Raw genomic sequence first — 16,720 nt, 5'->3', positions numbered from 1 at the left:
CGGTCGGGCCCTTCCCGGCGGCGGCCGTCCGCCCTCAGCGCGTCGCCAGCTCCAGCAGTTCGGGGTCGGCGGCCTCCTGCACGAGGAGGCGGGAGACGCGGGACGTCCGCCACAGCCACCACACGTCCCGGCCGAAGGACCACAGCAGCGACCCCAGGGCCAGGAGCACGGTCGTGAGGTTCGCCGGGCGGGGGAGGAGTTCGGCGCCCGCCAGGAGCAGCGCCACGCCCTGGATCGCCGCGACCGTCTTGCGGGCGAAGGACGGCGGCAGCGGGGCGTTCAGCCAGGGGGCGAGCCGGGCCGCGGCGACGAAGGCGTAGCGCATGCCGCCGATCAGCAGCACCCACGGGCCCAGCTGGGTGGACACGTACACGCTCAGCACCAGGATCAGGAACGCGTCGACCTCCATGTCGAAGCGCGCGCCGAGTGCGCTCGACGTGCCGGTGCGGCGGGCCACCTTGCCGTCGACGCCGTCCAGGAGCAGGGCGATCGCGGTCAGGGCGATCAGCAGCGTCACCGGCGGCGCGCTCTCGAAGGAGTCCGCGACCAGCGCCGTCACCCCGCCCACCAGGGTGGCCCGGCCGAGCGTGACACGGTTGGCCGGGCCGAAGGAGCGTAGGCAGGAACGGTGCAGGGCCCTGGCCAGGACCGCCCAGGTGGCGAACGCGAACGCCAGGCCCGTCAGCCAGCCGGCCGGCCCCATGCCTATCGCCGTGCCGAGCAGAGCCAGCAGCAGGAGCTGTACGCCCGCTCCGACAGCGGTCTCCTGCTGGGGCCTCGCGTCATACGTGTTGTTCAGGGCCACCGCACACCCTCCGGCCGAGTGACAGAGTCGATCAACGCCGCGTACTGTGCGCGGCCTGTGCACTTCTCGGTACGTGAACAACTTCCCTACCGTTCAGGAGGATGCCGATGAACCGCTCGGCCCGCGCGTTCTGGCTCGACTCACCGGGCCACGGTGAGCTGCGCGACATCACCCTCGCGGACCCCGGCGAGGACGAGGTCGTGGTGCGCGCCCTGTACTCCGGGGTCAGCCGCGGCACGGAGACACTCGTCTTCCGCGGCGGTGTGCCGCGCAGCCAACACGGCCTGATGCGGGCGCCGTTCCAGGAGGGCGAGTTCCCGGCTCCGGTGAAGTACGGCTACCTCAGCGTCGGCGAGGTGGAGGAGGGCCCGGCCGGCCTCGTCGGCCGCACCGTCTTCTGCCTGTATCCGCATCAGACCCGTTACGCCGTTCCGGTGAACGCGGTGACCGTCGTGCCGGAGACGGTTCCCGCCGCGCGGGCCGTGCTCGCCGGGACCGTGGAGACCGCCGTGAACGCCCTGTGGGACGCCGCGCCGCTGATCGGCGACCGGATCGCGGTGGTCGGCGGCGGCATGGTCGGCTGCTCGGTGGCCGCCCTGCTGGCCCGCTTCCCGGGCGTACGGCTGCAGCTCGTCGACGCCGACCCCGCCCGCGCCAGGACGGCCGAGGCGCTCGGCGTGGACTTCGCGACGCCCGACGGCGCCCTCGGCGACTGCGACCTCGTCGTGCACGCCAGCGCCACCGAGGCCGGCCTCACCCGCGCCCTGCAACTCCTCGCCCCCGAGGGCACGGTGGTGGAACTGAGCTGGTACGGCGACCGGCGCGTCACTCTCCCGCTCGGCGAGGCCTTCCACTCCCGGCGGCTCACCGTGCGCAGCAGTCAGGTCGGCACCGTCTCCCCGGCCGCCCGGGCAGGACGCGGTTACGCCGAACGGATGGCGCTCGCCCTCGACCTGCTCGCCGATCCGGCACTGGAGGCGCTCATCACCGGCGAGAGCGCCTTCGAGCAACTCCCCGACGTCATGCCGAAGCTCGCCTCGGGCGAGATCCCCGCCCTGTGCCACCGGATCAGCTACGCCGAGGCGGGCCTGACCTGAGAAAAGAGTGAGAGAGGACTGAACACGGGGAACCGAAGAGCCGTACTACACGGCATCCCCCGACGGGTAAGGGCAGGGGGACCAGACGCGTCGTACCTGGAGGGTCGTCCGTTGTTCAGCATCACCGTCCGCGATCACATCATGGTCGCCCACAGCTTCCGCGGCGAGGTGTTCGGGCCCGCGCAGCGTCTGCACGGTGCCACGTTCCTCGTGGACGCCACCTTCCGCCGCGAGCAGCTGGACGAGGACAACATCGTGGTCGACATCGGCCTGGCCACGCAGGAGCTGCGCCTCATCACCGCGGAGCTGAACTACCGCAACCTCGACGACGAACCCGAGTTCGCCGGCGTCAACACCTCGACCGAGTTCCTCGCCAAGGTCGTCGCCGACCGGCTCGCCGAACGCATCCACAAGGGCGCCCTCGGCGAGGGGGCCAAGGGCCTCGCGGGCATCACCGTCACCCTGCACGAGTCGCACATCGCCTGGGCGAGTTACGAGCGTGGCCTGTGACCGGGGCGACCACGGAGCGGGCCGGGCTGTCGTACGTCCCGGCACAGCCCACCACTGCCGAGAAGGCCGCAATCATCCCCATGTCCCTGCGCACGGTGCACTTCGTCGTGCCGGGCGGCGTCGACGACCCGGCCGCGCCCAGTGGCGGCAACGCCTACGACCGCCGGGTCTGCCTGGACCTGCCCGGCTTCGGCTGGCAGGTCACCCGGCATGCCGCGCCCGGCACATGGCCGCGGCCCGACCGGGCCGCCTGCGACCACCTCGCCCGCACCCTGAACGACCTCCCGGACGACGCGGTGGTGCTGCTGGACGGGATCGTCGCCTGCGGTGTCCCGGAACTCGTCACCCCGCACGCCGACCGCCTGCGCCTGGCCGTGCTCGTCCACCTTCCCCTCGGCGACGAGACGGGTCTCGACCCCGCCGTCGCCGCCGGCCTCGACGCCCGCGAGCGTACGGTGCTGCGCGCCGCGCCCGCCGTCGTCGCGACCAGCGACTGGGCGGTACGCCGGCTCGTCTCCCACCACGGACTCGCCCCGGAACGTGTGCATGTGGCCGCGCCCGGCGCCGACATCGCGCCGCTCGCGCCCGGCACCGACGGTGTCTCGCACCTGGTGTGCGTGGCCGCCGTCACCCCGCGCAAGGGCCAGCACCGGCTCGTGGAGGCGCTCGCGGCGGTACGGGACCTGCCGTGGACCTGCGAACTCGTCGGCGGAGTCGGCCACGCCCCCGACTACGTCGCCCGGTTGCGGCAGACGATCGCCCGGTACGGCCTCGCCGACCGGCTGCGCCTGACCGGGCCGCGGTCCGGTGCCGATCTCGACGCAACGTACGCCGCCGCCGACCTGATGGTCCTCACGTCCTACGCCGAGACCTACGGCATGGCGGTCACCGAGGCCCTGGCCCGCGGCATCCCTGTCCTCGCCACCGACGTCGGCGGGCTCCCGGAGGCGGTCGGGCGCGCCCCCGACGGCGGGGTGCCCGGCATCCTGGTGCCGCCGGAGGACCCTGCCGCGCTCGCCGCCGAACTGCGCGGCTGGTTCGGCGAACCCGACGTACGCCGCCGGCTCAAGGCCGCAGCCCGGGGCCGCCGCGCCGCGCTCGACGGCTGGGCCACCACGGCCCGCAGCCTCGCCGGCGTCCTCGCCCGGCTCCCCGAAGCCCCCGGGAGGGCGGCATGACCAAGCCGGAGACCACGATGAACGGCATGGCCGCCGTCCCGGCCCAGGGCGCACCGCAAGACGCGGCACGGGCGGCGAGGGCCGGCGGCGAGGAGGAACCGGTGGCCAAGACCCGCCGGGACGCGTCGGCTTCGGATGCTGCGGCGGATCCGGGGACGTCCGGTGCGGACTCCTCGGGACGACACCTCGAGGCCGGAGCCGGGAGGATCCTCGTGAACCGGGGGACGGCGGCGGACGGTGCCGCGCACTCCGGCGGCGACGACGGCGTGGCGCCGGGCACGGACGCGTCGGTCGTCGCCGGGGCCGGACCCGTCGGGCGGTCCGGGGAACGGGCCACCGTGCGGCTGCGGGAGGGCGAGCCGGAGGAACCGCCCCGTTACGCGCCCGAATGGCTGCGGTTGCGGGAGACGGCCGACGCGGCCGCCCGCGCCGAGGAACTGCTGGCCCCGCTGCGGGCCCGGCTGGCCGACCTGCCGGAAGGCGGCGGCGCCCTGGCCGTGCACGACCTGGGCTGCGGCACCGGCTCGATGGGCCGCTGGCTCGCGCCCCGCCTGGGAGGCCCCCAGCACTGGATCCTGCACGACCGCGACCCCTATCTGCTGCACTTCGCCGCCGTGGGCTCCCCGCGCTCCGCCGCCGACGGCCACGGCGTCACCGTGGAGACCCGGCGCGGCGACATCGCCCGGCTGACACCGGACGCGCTGGCCGGGGCCTCGCTGGTCACCGCCTCCGCGCTGCTCGACGTGCTCACCCGCGAGGAGGTCGTCACCCTCGCCGACGCCTGCGCCGGGGCCGGCTGTCCCGCGCTGCTCACGCTGTCCGTCGCCGGGCGGGTCGAACTCACCCCGGGCGACCCCCTGGACAAGGACATCGCCGAGGCGTTCAACGCGCATCAGCGGCGCAACGGGCTGCTCGGACCGGAGGCGGTCACCGTCGCCTGCGAGGCGTTCGCCGCGCGCGGGGCCGCCGTACGGGTGCATCCGAGCCCGTGGCGGCTCGGCCCCCGGGAGTCGGCGCTGACGGAGCAGTGGCTGCGCGGCTGGGTGGGGGCGGCCGTAGAGCAGCGGCCCGAGCTGCGCGACCGTGCGGAGCCCTATCTCCGGGACCGGCTCGCCGCCGGCGCCGCCGGTGGGCTGCGGGTCGTGGTCCACCACAGTGACCTGCTCGCCCTGCCGCGGCCGACGGGCGGAGCGTCATGAGGGCACGGCCGGCCGCGGCGGAGCACCAGCGCCGGGTCACCGCAGCCGACGGCCGCGCGCGCGTGCACGTCACGGAGCCGGTGCACGCACCGGTGACGTCCGACGGGGCGGCACAGGCATGCGTGCGAGGGCCGGAAGCGGCGCCGCGGGCGCTCGGGCAAGGTGCGGACACGGCTCACGCGCGCGTGGGCGGCACGGAAACCGGTCTCGTCCGCGTGCACGACGGCGGCCCGGCCGAGACGTGTGTGCACGGCACCGGCGTCCTTGACGCGCGCATGCACCGGCGGTCGTCGGTGCCGGCCTCGCCCCCCGATCCGTCGCCGCCGACGGCCGGACCCGCACAGCCCCAGCCCCCCACCCCCCGGCCCCCCACCCCCCGGCGCCCCGCCCTTCGTGCTGTGCGTGCGCACGTCGGCACTCTCGCCGGTGCGGTCATCCTCGGAACCCTGCTGTGGCGGCTGGACACCGGCGTGCTCGTGGACGGGCTGCGGCGGATCGACACCGGGACGGTGCTGGCCGCGCTGGGGATCGGCGTGGTCACCACCGTCCTCAGCGCCTGGCGCTGGCAGTTGGTGGCCCGCGGTCTGCGCATCCGGCTGCCGCTGGGCGCCGCCGTCGCCGACTACTACCGGGCGCTGTTCCTGAACGCGGCGCTGCCCGGCGGGATCCTGGGCGATGTGCACCGGGCGGTACGGCACGGCCAGAGCGCCGGTGACCTGCGGCGCGGGGTGAAGGCCGTGGTACTGGAACGCGTCGCCGGGCAGCTCGCGCTGGCCCTGCTCGCCGTGGCGGTGCTGCCGACCCTGCCGTCCCCGGTCCGCGCCCAAGCCCGCGAATTCGCCCCGCTCGCGGCCCTCGCCGTGACCGGGGCGCTCGCCGTCGGCCTCGCCGTACGGATGAACCGGGCGCCGTCCCGCCGGGCCGGCGGCCTGCGTGCCGCACTCGGCGAGGCACGCCAGGGCCTGCTCTCCCGCCACGGGGGACCGGGCATCGCGCTGTCCTCCGCCGTCGTGCTGGCCGGGCACCTGGCGATGTTCGCCGTGGCCGCCCGGGTCGCCGGCTCCATGGCCTCCGCCACGCAGCTGGTTCCGCTCGCGGTCCTCGCCCTGGTCGCCATGGGGCTGCCGCTGAACGTCGGCGGCTTCGGCCCGCGCGAGGGCGTCACCGCCTGGGCGTTCGGCGCCGCGGGGCTCGGCGCGAGCACCGGAGTCGCCGTCGCCGTGGTGTACGGCGTGCTGAGCTTCGTGGCGAGCCTGCCCGGTGTGGTCGTCCTGGCCGTGCGCTGGTACGCCGGCCTGCGCACTCCCAATGCCACAGCGGACGAAGCCGCCGGCCCCCCCGCGGGCAGGGCCGCTGCCGTTCCGGCGGCCTGCGTCAGGGTCACCCGGGCGGGCGGCGGTTCCCCGCTCGCCCGCGCCGCTGCTGCTCCGGCGGATGGCGTCCCGATCATCCCGGCGGGCGGTTCCGGGGCGAGCGGGGCGGAGGACGACCTCCTGCTCGCCTGCGGGGGAAGTGCCGCTGCTGCTCCGGCGGATGTCCCGCCCCACGCGGCGGACGGCGTCCCAGCCACCGGGGCCGACGAGGCGATGTCCGCCCCCGCGGGCAGGGCCGCTGCCGTTCCGGCGGACGGGGTCCCGGCCACCCCCGCCGACAGCGCCACTGCCCCGGTGGACGCCCCCTCGGTCACCCGGGCCCGCGGCCCGGCAGTCGGCTACCCGCGCCCCTCCGCCGTCGACGTGAGCAACGTGAAATACGGCTCGAAGGATTCCGCGAGGCTCGCCAGCAGTTCCTTCCCCTTTTGCGCCGACCCCAGGGAAGGACGGCCGATGACGCCCGATTCGGTATAGGCGGACATTCCCACGGTGAGCAGATGCCGACGGTCGTCGGCGGTGAAATCGGCGGACTCGTGACCAGGGCGGACGAATTCGGGATGAGCGTGCAGCAGAATCGAGGTCTCGATTTCACCGGCGTGCATGTCGGTGAGCAGCGAGGTCCGCACCCCCGCCCGCTCCCGCGCCGTCTCCCAGTCCTCCGCGGCCGGGAACAGCGCCATCCGCTCACCGCGCGCGGACGCCTCCTGCACGACGTTGCCCAGAACGTAGTTCCCGCCGTGGCCGTTGACCACGACCAGCGCGTCGACGCCCGAGCGGCGCAGCGACGCCGCGATGTCACCGACCACCGCGTGGAGGGTCACGGCGGAGATGCTGACGGTCCCCGGCCAGGCCGCGTGCTCGTGCGAACAGGAGACCGTCACCGGAGGAAGGAGGTGTACCGGGTACGCGGCGGCGATCTCCCGTGCCACGGCACAGGCGACGAGCGTGTCGGTCGCCAGCGGAAGGAACGGACCGTGCTGTTCGAAACTGCCGACGGGAAGGACGGCGACCTGGGCCGGCACCTCCGCCCCCCGGCTCCGTACGTCTTCCGTGGTGTCCGTCGGCAGCACGCCGCAGGCCACGCCGTACGCCTCCTCGCATGCCGCCGTTCGCGCACCCGAACCACTCATCTTTTCATGGCCTTTCGTCTCTGCTTAGGAATCAGATCATGACAGAAAACACCGGCGTCAACATGGGCGTGCTCGGCAAGAAGTCCCCGCGGTGTTCGGGTGCGGAACGCGTCGTGAATGCGCCGCTGCCCACCGTGTACGGCGAATTCCAGGCGATCGGCTACCTGGACCACGACCGCGGTGACGAGCAAGTGGCCCTGGTGTACGGCGAGATCGGCACCGAGAACGTGCTGACCCGGCTGCACTCGGAATGCCTGACCGGCGACGCGTTCGGCTCCCGGCACTGCGAGTGCGGCGACCAGCTGGCCTCCGCGCTGCGCGCGGTCGTGGCCGAAGGCAGCGGGATCGTCGTCTACTTGAGAGGCCACGAGGGCCGCGGCATCGGTCTGCTCGCCAAGCTGCGCGCGATGGCCCTGCAGGCGGAGGGTCTGGACACGGTGGAGGCGAACCTCGCGCTCGGCCTGCCCGTGGACGCCCGTGACTACGGTGTCGCCGCCGAGATCCTGCGCGACCTCGGGGTGCGCTCGGTCCGCCTGATGTCCAACAACCCCCGCAAGCGGGAGGCGTTGGTCCGGCACGGCATCCAGGTCGCCGAGCGGGTGCCGCTGCTGATCGAGCCGTGCGAGAGCAACATCACGTATCTGCGCACCAAGCGCGAGCGGCTGGACCACATCCTGCCCCACCTGGACGCCGTGGCCCACGGCTCCTGATGACCGCGTCCGCCGCCTCCCCCCACGGGCGGCGGGCGCCCCGGCGGTCAGTCCAGCAGCGCCTCGTGCACCAGCCGTCGCAGCTCGGGGAAGACCTTCAGCGTCCTCGGGCGTACCTGCGTCATGAACTGGACCGTCAGCTCATGGGCGGGGTCGAGCCAGAACGCGGTCGTGGCCGCGCCGGTCCAGCCGTAGGTGCCGGGGCTGGACGGGGCCAGGGTGCGGGAGGGGTCGGTGACCACCGAGACGTTGAAGCCGAAGCCGAGTCCGTCGTTGCCGGGCTCCTGGTGGACGGGGGCACCGAAGGACCGCAGTGTCGCGTCGCCGGGCAACTGGTTGCGGGTCATCAGGCCGACCGTGTCCGTGGACAGCAGCCGGACGCCGTCCAGTTCGCCGCCCCGGCGCAGCATCTCCATGAACCGGTGGAAGTCGTACGCCGAGGAGACCAGGCCGCCGCTGCCCGACAGGAACCTCGGCCGGCCGTGCACCGGCAGCCCCGGCACCGGTTCGATGCCGCCGTCGTCCGTCTCCCGGTACAACTCGGCCAGTCGGCCTGCCTGTTCGGAGGGTCCCGGCTCGATGTGGAAGCCGGTGTCGGTCATGCCGAGCGGGCGCAGGATCCGCTCGGCGAAGAACGCGTCCAGCGGCTGCCCCGACACCACCTCGACGACCCGGCCCAGCACGTTCGACGCCACCGAGTAGTTCCACTGCGTGCCCGGATCGAACTGCAGCGGCATCCGCGCGTAGACCTCGACGGTCTCCGTCAGATCGGCGCCGGGCGGCACCGAATACTCGAGACCGGAATCGCGGTAGCGGGCGTCGACGGGGTGCCGGTGGTAGAAACCGAAGGTCAGGCCCGCGGTGTGGGTGAGCAGATGCCGGATCAGGACCGGGTTGGCGGCCGGGCGGGTGCGCAGGTCCGCACCCGAACCGCCGTCGTACACGCGCGGGTCGGCGAACGCCGGCAGATGACGTTCGAGGGGGTCGTCCAGGGACAGCCCGCCCTCCTCGACCAGCAGCAGTACGGCGACCGCGGTCACCGGCTTGGTCATGGAGTAGATCCGCCACAGCGTGTCCGCCTCGACCGGCAGCGCGGCCGCGACATCGCGCCGGCCGTACGTGGTGAGGTGGGCGATCCGGCCGCCGCGCGACAGGGCCACCAGAAAGCCGGGCAGCCGCCCGTCGTCGACGAGGCGGGTGGCGTACCGGTCCAGGCGGTCCAGCGCCTTCTCGTCCAGCCCGGCCTCACCCGGGTCGACTTCCTGCCGCAGCTGTGCCATCGCTCTCCTCCGGTAGCCTCGTCCGCGATGCCCCCGGCAGCCCGCCGGAACACACCCGTGGCCCATCGTGGCCCAGGAAAGCCGCCACGGACCCGCTCATCAGCGGCTTTTGTGATCGACACGACGCCTTCGGCCGTCGTGAGCCCCCGTTTCCCGCTCCTGTCCCGACCAGCGCACAGCCGCCGTGGGTTCCGGCCGCACACGGCGACGGCCGGCCGCGCGCGGCGGCCCGTCGCCCGAGCACCGCGCCGACCGCCGCACCCGGCCTGCGGGCGTGGGAATGCCGGGTCCGATCCGCCGGGTTGACCGTGTCATGAGCGAAGACTCCACCTCGGCCCCCGGGCAGGACGCGCTGCTCGCCCTGTTCTCCGAAGGCGACGCCGGTGTCCTGGTCACCCTCAAACGCGACGGGCGCCCCCAGCTGTCCAACGTCAACCACGCCTACTACCCCGACGAGCGCGTGATCCGGATCTCAGTCACCGACGACCGGGCCAAGACCCGCAACCTGCGCCGTGACCCCCGCGCCTCCTACCACGTCACCAGCGCCGACCGCTGGGCGTACGCCGTGGCCGAGGGCACGGCCGAACTCTCCCCGGTCGCCCGGGACCCGCACGACGACACCGTCGAGGAACTGATCAGCCTCTACCGTGACGTCCAGGGCGAGCACCCGGACTGGGACGACTACCGGGCGGCGATGGTCCGCGACCGCCGCCTGGTGGTGCGGCTGCACGTCGAAAGGGCGTACGGCATCCCGAGGCGCTGACCCGCCCCGGTTCCCGGCTACGGGACCTGGGCGGTCCGTGTCCGCGTCTCGATCGCGCGGAGTACGGCGACCATGTCCTCGCCGCCGTACCCCTGCGCCACCGTCTCCTCGAACAGGGTGTGGCACACGTCGAGGAGCGGTGAGGCCAGCCGGGCCCTGCGGGCTGCCTCGGCGATGAGCCGGTTGTTCTTCAGGACGTCCAGTGCGGCCGCCTGCACCGAGAAGTCCCGGTCGAACAGCTTCGGCGCCTTCATCCGGGACACGCCGCTGGCCACGGGGCCCGCGTCGAGGACGTCCAGGAACAGCCGCCGGTCCAGGCCCTGCCGCCGGGCGAAGTGGAACGCCTCGGTCAGCCCGGTCACCTGGGTGATCAGGAAGAGGTTCACGGCCAGCTTCATCAGCAGCGCGCTCGGCGCCGGGCCGCACACGAACGTCTCCTTGCACATCGGCGCGAGCAGCGGCCGTACGGCGTCCACCGCGTCCCGCTCCCCGGCGAGCATCGCCACCAGCTGCCCCTCCTCCGCCGGCACCCGTGACCCGGAGACGGGTGCCTCGACGTACCGGCCGCCGACGGCGCGGACGTCGGTCTCCAGGGCGCGGGAGTACTCGGGGGAGGTGGTGCCCATGTGGACGACGGTGCGTCCCGCGGCCCGTGCCGCCAGCGCGGGTGTGCCGCGGCCGAGGACGGCGTCGACGGCTGTCTCGTCCGCGAGCATCAGCAGGACGACCTCCGCCCCGGCGAACACCTCGTCCACCTCCGCGGCGACCCTCGCCCCGGCCGCGCCCAGCGGTGCGGCCCGTTCCGGGGTGCGGTTCCAGACCACCAGGGGTGTGCCGGCGCACAGCAGGCGCTGTGCCATGGGGCGGCCCATCACTCCGAGACCGATGAAACCGACGTGCACGGTGATCGTCCTCCGCTCCGGGACCGAGGTTATGACGGCTGTCATAGTAGCGGCCGTTATGACGCCGGTCATAGAGTGGGGTGAGGCGAATCGGAGGTCGGGGATGGGCGAGGCGCGACACGGGCCGCGGGAGCGCATGGTGTTCAGCGCGGCCCAGCTCATCCGGCGCGGCGGCGTCGGCGCGACCGGCATGCGGGAGGTCGCCGCGCACGCCGGAGCACCGCGCGGCTCGCTCCAGCACTACTTCCCGGGCGGGAAGGAACAGCTGGTCGACGAGGCGGTCGGCTGGGCCGGCCGGTATGCCGGCAAGCGCATCGCACGCTTCCTCGAAGGGCTGGCGGAGCCGACGCCGAGCGGGCTGTTCGCCGCGATGGTCGCGCAGTGGACCGACGAGTACGCCGCACACGGCTTCGCGGCCGGCTGCCCGGTCGCCGCCGCCACCGTCGACTGCGCCTTCGTCGACGGCTCGACCCGGGAGGCCGTGGCCACCGCGTTTCGCACCTGGCGCACCCCGCTCGCCGGGGCACTCGCCGGCATGGGCGTCCCCCGAGCCCGCGCCGAGTCCCTGGCCACGCTGATGATCAGCACCCTGGAGGGCGCCGTCCTGATGGCGCGCGCCGAGCAGGACGTACGGCCCCTGACCACCGCCGTACGGGAGCTCGGACCGCTGCTCGACGCGGCGGCGGCCCCGGTCCGCTGAGCGCCTGGTCCTCGCCCCGCGGCCCGCGCCACAGCCGGGTGCGTGCGGCGCGGCACGGCGGGCCGTTCCCCTCGCCGGCGACCAGGGGTCGGTAGCCGGGCCGCACCGCGGTCCCGACGCGCATCCCGCACCCGTACCCACTGGACAGTCAGTCGCGGTGGGTGGGAAGTTGCGCGCGTGTCGTCCCGCTGTCGGGAGTCCGTGCGCAATCCTGGCGGGAAGGCCGCGTGTCCGGGTCAGCCGGCGGTCCGCTCCGCGGTCAGGTAGGCGATCACCATGTCGCCGAGCATGGTCCGGTAGTGCTTCCGCCGGGCGGGGTCCACCAGGTCCCGGCCGAACAGGGCGCCGAACGTGTGCCGGTTGGCGACCCGGAAGAAGCAGAACGAGCTGATCACCGCGTGCAGGTCGACCGCGTCCACGTCGGCCGTGAACAGCCCCGACTCCTGTCCGGCGGTGAGGATCCGGCGGATCACCTCCAGCGCCGGGGAGCCGATCTTCCCGAGCTTCTCGGAGGCCGCGATGTGCTCGGCGTCGTGGATGTTCTCGATGCTGACCAGGCGGATGAAGTCCGGGTGCCGCTCGTGGTGGTCGAAGGTCAGCTCGGCCAGCCGCCGGATGGCGGCGACCGGGTCCAGGTGCTCGACGTCCAGCTGCTGCTCGGCGTCCCGGATCGCCCCGTACGCCCGCTCCAGCACGGCCGTGAACAGCTGTTCCTTGCCGCCGAAGTAGTAGTAGATCATCCGCTTCGTGGTGCGGGTGCGGGCCGCTATCTCGTCGACGCGGGCGCCGTCGTAGCCGGCCCGTGCGAACTCCTGCGTGGCCACGGCGAGGATCTCGGCCTTGGTGCGGGCGGCGTCGCGCACGCGTCCCCCGGGGCGTACCGGTTCTTCGACGCTGGTCATCGCTGTCCTTCGGGCCGGGGGACATCTGGTGGCGGGCGCTCGTGTGCGTGCCGGTGATTGTAGAAGCAGGGGGCCGGAGGTCGCCGGGTCTTCCGCGCGCGCCCTCGCGGCTGATGCAGCCAACGTACTGGCTCGTACATTGACTCCGCCCCGGGAGGGTCACGTGACCAGGGACTCGTATCTCGTCGGGCTGCCTTCCGCGCAGCGGGCGGCCGCCTGCTGACGGTGCCGCCCACGTACCACGACGACCTCGCCGCCCGCCACGACCTCACCGACGCCGAGCTGGACACCCATCGCGACCGGGGCGTCCTCTACGACCAGGACACGGGCGGCGCCTTCCGGCACTGCTACACCGAGACCGTCGGCCGCGTCCTCTTCGAACTCGTCGAACGCGACCCCGGTCATCAGGGGTACGGCACCGCGAACCCCCCGGTGCGCCTCTCCGCCCGGCATGCCGGGCGTTACTGAGGGACACGGGCGAAAGAGAGGGTGAAGGAGGCGGTGAGACCTCGGTGAGACCGGGCCCCGGCACGCGCCGCCCGCCTCTCCGGCGGCCGATACTCGCACGGTCCCGGACAGACCCGGTGTCCCGGACCCGAGAGTCCCCGACCGGGTGCCTGGAAGTCCCATGCCGCTCCCCGCCGGCCGGCCCCTGCTGCGCCCCGGCCCGCCACCGCACGCGCCCTCCGCGTCCATACCCCTGCGCGCCGACCGCTACGAGCGCCCGGTGCTCGCCGCCATCGCCGTACTCGCCGCCGTGCTGTGCCTGTGGGGCCTCGGCCACAGCACCTACCACGCCTTCTACGCGAGCGCGGTGCGCAGCATGACCGACAGCCCGGCCGGCTTCCTCTACGGCTCCTTCGACCCGGTCGGCTCCATCACGCTGGACAAGCTGCCCGGCTTCCTGTGGCCGCAGGCGCTGTCCGCGCTCGTGTTCGGCTTCCGTCCGTGGGCTCTGGTGGTGCCCCAGGCCCTGGAGATGGTGGGCTGCGTCCTGCTGCTGCACCTGCTGGTCCGCCGCTGGGCCGGGGTGCCCGCCGGGCTCCTGGCCGCGGCGTTCCTGACGCTGACCCCGGTCACCGTGGGCCTCGGCCGCTCGGTCACCGAGGACGCCCCGTTCGTGCTGCTCCTGCTGCTGGCCGCCGAGGCCTGCTGGCGGGCCACCGAGCTGGCCCGCCCGCGCACCCTGCTGCTCGCGGGCGTCTGGGTGGGACTCGCCTTCCAGTGCAAGATGCTGGAGGCCTGGGCGGTGCTGCCCGCGCTGGCCTCGACCTACCTCCTCGCCGCGCCCGCCGCCCTGCGCCGCCGCGTCACGCACCTGGTCCTCGCCGGAGCGGTGACCGTGTCGGTGTCGGCGTCGTGGATGCTGGTGGCCGCCCTCACCCCGGCGGGGTCCCGCCCGTACCTCGACGGCACCACCGACGACTCGCCGTTCGCGCTGGTCGTCGGCTACAACTTCCTGACCCGTTTCCGCGCCGTCGGCGTCGACGCGGCCGGCACCGGCAGCATCGTGGCGAGCGGGGCGGCCCGCGTGGGCGGAGGGCCGGGACCCGGCATGGGCGACGGCGTGGGGAAGATGTTCAGTCCCGGCCTGGCCACCCAGACCGGCTGGCTGTATCCGCTGGCCGCGCTGGGGCTCGTCGGCGGGCTGCTGGCGCTGCGCCGGTGCCGGGTGCCGCGCACCGACCGGCTGTTCGCCGGGTACGTGCTGTGGGGGGTGTGGTTCGTGACGTTCTTCGCCGTCTTCAGCTTCGGCAGCGTCACCGGCCACACCTACTACATGGGCGTCGTCGCGGTGGCCACGGCCGCGCTCGCCGCGATCGGCGTCGTCCGGGCGGGCGGGACCCGCGTGTCTCCCGCACTCGGCGCGGCCCGGCCCGGCCGCTCCCGGCCGCTCGTCGCCGTCCTCGGCGTCAACCTCCTGTGGTGCGTGGCCCTCACGTTGTGGTACCCGCGCTTCCAGCCCTGGTCGGCGCCCTGCGCGATCGCCCTCGGCCTGCTCGCGCTGCTGCTCGCGGCCCTGCGCCGACGCTCCGGCGAGGCCGCCCGCCGCATCCGGCCGCGAGGCGTGCTCGCCACCGCCCTCGCCGCCGTGCTGCTGGTGCCCGCCGTCTGGACGGCGTCCGCGCTGTCCCTGCGCTACAACCAGCCCGGCTCGTTCGGCCGGGTCGGCCCGACCAGCACCCGCACCGCGGCGATCACCCTCGGCCCGCAGCACCGGCGGCTGCTGGCCTACCTGACCGCGCACCGCGACGGCGCCCGCTATCTGGCCGCCGTACCGGCCTGGGAGGACGCGGCGCCGTACATCATCGCCGCCGACGCGTCCGTGCTGCCGATGGGCGGCTTCACGGGCCGCGTCCCCTACCCGGCGCCGGCCGTGTTCCACCGGCTGGTGAACACCGGGCGGCTGCGCTACGTCATCGTCCCGGGCGCCGACCTGCGCCCCGGCGCCCCCACGGACCGCAGCACCGCCGGTGTACTGCTGCGCTGGACCAGCGTCCACTGCGCGCTCGTCCCGAGGTCCGCGTACGACCCCGGCGACCGCACCAGGCTGCTGTACGACTGCGGCCCGGCCCACCGGAGGTGAACCGGGCCGCGTCGAAGGGCCGTCACGGCCGTCTGTTCCACTCGGCGATCACCGGGCGGCCGTGCTCGGTGGACAGCCTGCTGACCGTGCCCGTGGCCAGCTGGAACAGCCGTCCCTCAGCGGGCGGCAGGCCCAGTCGGCGAGCGCTGAGCACCCGCAGGAAGTGGGCGTGGGCGACAAGGACCACGTCCCCCTCCGCGAGGGCCGGGGACACGCGGGCCAGCACCCGGTCGGCGCGGGCCCCGACCTCCTGCGGTGACTCACCGGGGTGTTCCTCCGGCCCGGGCGGCACACCGTCGGTCCACAGGTCCCAGTCGGGCCGGGTGCGGTGGATCTCGACGGTGGTGACGCCCTCGTAGCCGCCGTAGTCCCACTCGTGCAGGTCGGGATCGGGCGTGACCCCGGCGACGCCCGCCAGTTCGGCGGTGCGGATCGCGCGGCCCAGCGTGCTGGACAGCGCGAGGGCGTAGGTCCGGCCGGTGAGGAGCGGGGCGAGGGACTTGGCCTGTTCCTCACCGCGCTCGGTCAGGGGCAGGTCGGTCCAGCTCGTGTGCTGCCCCGACCTGCTCCACTCCGTCTCACCGTGACGGACCAGCAGAAGGTCCCCCACGGCGGGTCAGTCCTTCTTCTCGACCGCGTGGCCGCCGAACTGGTTGCGCAGCGCGGCGATCATCTTCATCTGCGGCGAGTCGTCCTGCCGCGAGGCGAACCGGGCGAAGAGGGCGGCCGTGATGGCGGGCAGCGGTACGGCGTTGTCGATGGCCGCCTCCACCGTCCAGCGGCCCTCGCCGGAGTCCTCCGCGTAGCCGCGGAGCTTCTCCAGGTGCTCGTCCTCGTCGAGGGCGTTGACCGCGAGGTCCAGCAGCCAGGAGCGGATGACGGTGCCCTCCTGCCAGGAGCGGAACACCTCGCGCACGTTCTCCACCGAGTGGACCTTCTCCAGTAGTTCCCAGCCCTCGGCGTAGGCCTGCATCATGGCGTACTCGATGCCGTTGTGCACCATCTTGGAGAAGTGCCCGGCGCCGACCCGGCCCGCGTGCACATAGCCGTACGGTCCCTCCGGCTTGAGCGCGTCGAAGATCGGCTCGAGCGGCTCCACGTGCTCCTTGTCGCCGCCGACCATCAGCGCGTAGCCGTTCTCCAGGCCCCACACACCGCCGGAGACACCGGCGTCGACGAAGCCGATGCCCTTGATGCCGAGCGCGGCGGCGTGCCTCTCGTCGTCCGTCCAGCGGGAGTTGCCGCCGTCGATCACGGTGTCGCCGGGCTCCAGCAGGTCGCCCAGTTCGTCGATGACGGTCTGGGTGGCGGTGCCCGCCGGGACCATCACCCACACACGGCGCGGCGCGTCCAGCTTCTCGACCAGTTCGGCGAGGGACTTGACGTCGGAGACCTCGGGGTTGCGGTCGTAGCCGATGACGGTGTGGCCGGCGCGGCGGATCCGCTCGCGCATGTTGCCACCCATCTTGCCGAGACCGATGAGACCGAGCTGCATGTCAGTTCACTTCCTGAGCGTTCTTGAGAGTGCGGTAGGCGGCGACGAGGGCCGTGGTGGACGGGTCGAGACCGGGGACGTCCGCGCCT

The 16,720-nt window shown here is 73.8% G+C and carries 15 protein-coding genes and 2 pseudogenes; 10 read left to right on the top strand and 7 right to left on the bottom strand.

Annotation, left to right across the window (positions count from 1 at the left end; genetic code table 11):
* Window positions 1-34 precede the first annotated feature (34 nt).
* Window positions 35-805, bottom strand: coding sequence for a CDP-alcohol phosphatidyltransferase family protein (locus AC5WRT_RS34255; protein ID WP_496098252.1), 771 nt, complete (start codon window positions 803-805; stop codon window positions 35-37).
* 107 nt (window positions 806-912) lie between these two features.
* Between AC5WRT_RS34255 and AC5WRT_RS34250 the strand changes: the two genes are divergently transcribed.
* From AC5WRT_RS34250 to AC5WRT_RS34230, 5 genes and pseudogenes are all read left to right on the top strand, one after another.
* On the top strand, window positions 913-1,902 hold the full coding sequence (locus tag AC5WRT_RS34250; protein ID WP_496098253.1) for a zinc-dependent alcohol dehydrogenase: 990 nt from the start codon (window positions 913-915) through the stop codon (window positions 1,900-1,902).
* Window positions 1,903-2,013: 111 nt separating this feature from the next.
* Window positions 2,014-2,412 (top strand): 6-pyruvoyl trahydropterin synthase family protein, encoded by a 399-nt coding sequence (locus tag AC5WRT_RS34245; RefSeq protein ID WP_496098254.1) that lies wholly within the window; start codon window positions 2,014-2,016, stop codon window positions 2,410-2,412.
* The gene (locus AC5WRT_RS34240; RefSeq protein WP_496098255.1) at window positions 2,409-3,590 is read left to right on the top strand and encodes a glycosyltransferase family 4 protein; all 1,182 of its coding nucleotides are present in this window, start codon (window positions 2,409-2,411) and stop codon (window positions 3,588-3,590) included. The genes AC5WRT_RS34245 and AC5WRT_RS34240 overlap by 4 nt, the downstream gene beginning before the upstream one ends.
* Complete coding sequence (locus AC5WRT_RS34235) at window positions 3,587-4,789, top strand: class I SAM-dependent methyltransferase (protein WP_496098256.1); 1,203 nt, start codon at window positions 3,587-3,589, stop codon at window positions 4,787-4,789. The genes AC5WRT_RS34240 and AC5WRT_RS34235 overlap by 4 nt, the downstream gene beginning before the upstream one ends.
* Before the next feature lie 275 nt (window positions 4,790-5,064).
* Window positions 5,065-6,243: pseudogene (locus AC5WRT_RS34230) on the top strand (lysylphosphatidylglycerol synthase transmembrane domain-containing protein); the annotation flags it as partial.
* A gap of 257 nt (window positions 6,244-6,500) precedes the next feature.
* Here the strand turns inward: AC5WRT_RS34230 and AC5WRT_RS34225 are convergent.
* Window positions 6,501-7,292 carry a creatininase family protein gene (locus tag AC5WRT_RS34225; protein WP_496098784.1) on the bottom strand — a complete coding sequence of 264 codons (792 nt, stop codon included), beginning with the start codon at window positions 7,290-7,292 and terminating at the stop codon, window positions 6,501-6,503.
* A gap of 38 nt (window positions 7,293-7,330) precedes the next feature.
* On the opposite strand from AC5WRT_RS34225, the gene ribA reads away from it, so the two are divergent.
* Window positions 7,331-8,002, top strand: a complete 672-nt coding sequence (gene ribA / locus AC5WRT_RS34220) for a GTP cyclohydrolase II (protein WP_496098783.1) — start codon at window positions 7,331-7,333, stop codon at window positions 8,000-8,002.
* Between the two features lie 47 nt (window positions 8,003-8,049).
* Here the strand turns inward: ribA and AC5WRT_RS34215 are convergent, their stop codons facing one another.
* Window positions 8,050-9,282 carry a serine hydrolase domain-containing protein gene (locus AC5WRT_RS34215; RefSeq protein WP_496100911.1) on the bottom strand — a complete coding sequence of 411 codons (1,233 nt, stop codon included), beginning with the start codon at window positions 9,280-9,282 and terminating at the stop codon, window positions 8,050-8,052.
* A 313-nt stretch (window positions 9,283-9,595) separates the two neighbouring features.
* Here AC5WRT_RS34215 and AC5WRT_RS34210 point away from each other — a divergent pair, with 313 nt between their 5' ends.
* A complete protein-coding gene (locus tag AC5WRT_RS34210; protein WP_496098781.1) occupies window positions 9,596-10,045 on the top strand; it encodes a PPOX class F420-dependent oxidoreductase in 450 nt (149 codons plus the stop codon).
* 17 nt (window positions 10,046-10,062) lie between these two features.
* Here the strand turns inward: AC5WRT_RS34210 and AC5WRT_RS34205 are convergent, their stop codons facing one another.
* Window positions 10,063-10,947, bottom strand: a complete 885-nt coding sequence (locus AC5WRT_RS34205; protein ID WP_496100917.1) for an NAD(P)-dependent oxidoreductase — start codon at window positions 10,945-10,947, stop codon at window positions 10,063-10,065.
* A gap of 103 nt (window positions 10,948-11,050) precedes the next feature.
* Between AC5WRT_RS34205 and AC5WRT_RS34200 the strand changes: the two genes are divergently transcribed.
* On the top strand, window positions 11,051-11,647 hold the full coding sequence (locus tag AC5WRT_RS34200) for a TetR/AcrR family transcriptional regulator (protein ID WP_496098780.1): 597 nt from the start codon (window positions 11,051-11,053) through the stop codon (window positions 11,645-11,647).
* 236 nt (window positions 11,648-11,883) lie between these two features.
* Here the strand turns inward: AC5WRT_RS34200 and AC5WRT_RS34195 are convergent, their stop codons facing one another.
* On the bottom strand, window positions 11,884-12,549 hold the full coding sequence (locus AC5WRT_RS34195) for a TetR/AcrR family transcriptional regulator (protein WP_496098779.1): 666 nt from the start codon (window positions 12,547-12,549) through the stop codon (window positions 11,884-11,886).
* Between the two features lie 186 nt (window positions 12,550-12,735).
* Here AC5WRT_RS34195 and AC5WRT_RS34190 point away from each other — a divergent pair.
* Both AC5WRT_RS34190 and AC5WRT_RS34185 read left to right on the top strand, forming a co-directional pair.
* Window positions 12,736-13,017, top strand: a pseudogene (locus tag AC5WRT_RS34190) (sugar phosphate isomerase/epimerase and 4-hydroxyphenylpyruvate domain-containing protein); the annotation flags it as partial.
* Between the two features lie 160 nt (window positions 13,018-13,177).
* Complete coding sequence (locus tag AC5WRT_RS34185; RefSeq protein ID WP_496098778.1) at window positions 13,178-15,136, top strand: ArnT family glycosyltransferase; 1,959 nt, start codon at window positions 13,178-13,180, stop codon at window positions 15,134-15,136.
* 22 nt (window positions 15,137-15,158) lie between these two features.
* Here the strand turns inward: AC5WRT_RS34185 and AC5WRT_RS34180 are convergent, their stop codons facing one another.
* Both AC5WRT_RS34180 and gnd read right to left on the bottom strand, forming a co-directional pair.
* A complete protein-coding gene (locus AC5WRT_RS34180; RefSeq protein ID WP_496098777.1) occupies window positions 15,159-15,746 on the bottom strand; it encodes a histidine phosphatase family protein in 588 nt (195 codons plus the stop codon).
* Window positions 15,747-15,752: 6 nt separating this feature from the next.
* Entirely contained in the window at window positions 15,753-16,631 is an 879-nt protein-coding gene (gnd, locus tag AC5WRT_RS34175; protein ID WP_496098776.1) for a phosphogluconate dehydrogenase (NAD(+)-dependent, decarboxylating), read from the bottom strand.
* Between the last annotated feature and the right edge of the window lie 89 nt (window positions 16,632-16,720).

The organism is Streptomyces sp. NTD91 (assembly GCF_059510455.1).
The sequence above is the reverse complement of the archived record's forward strand: the minus strand, read 5'-3'. Positions and strand labels throughout refer to the sequence as shown.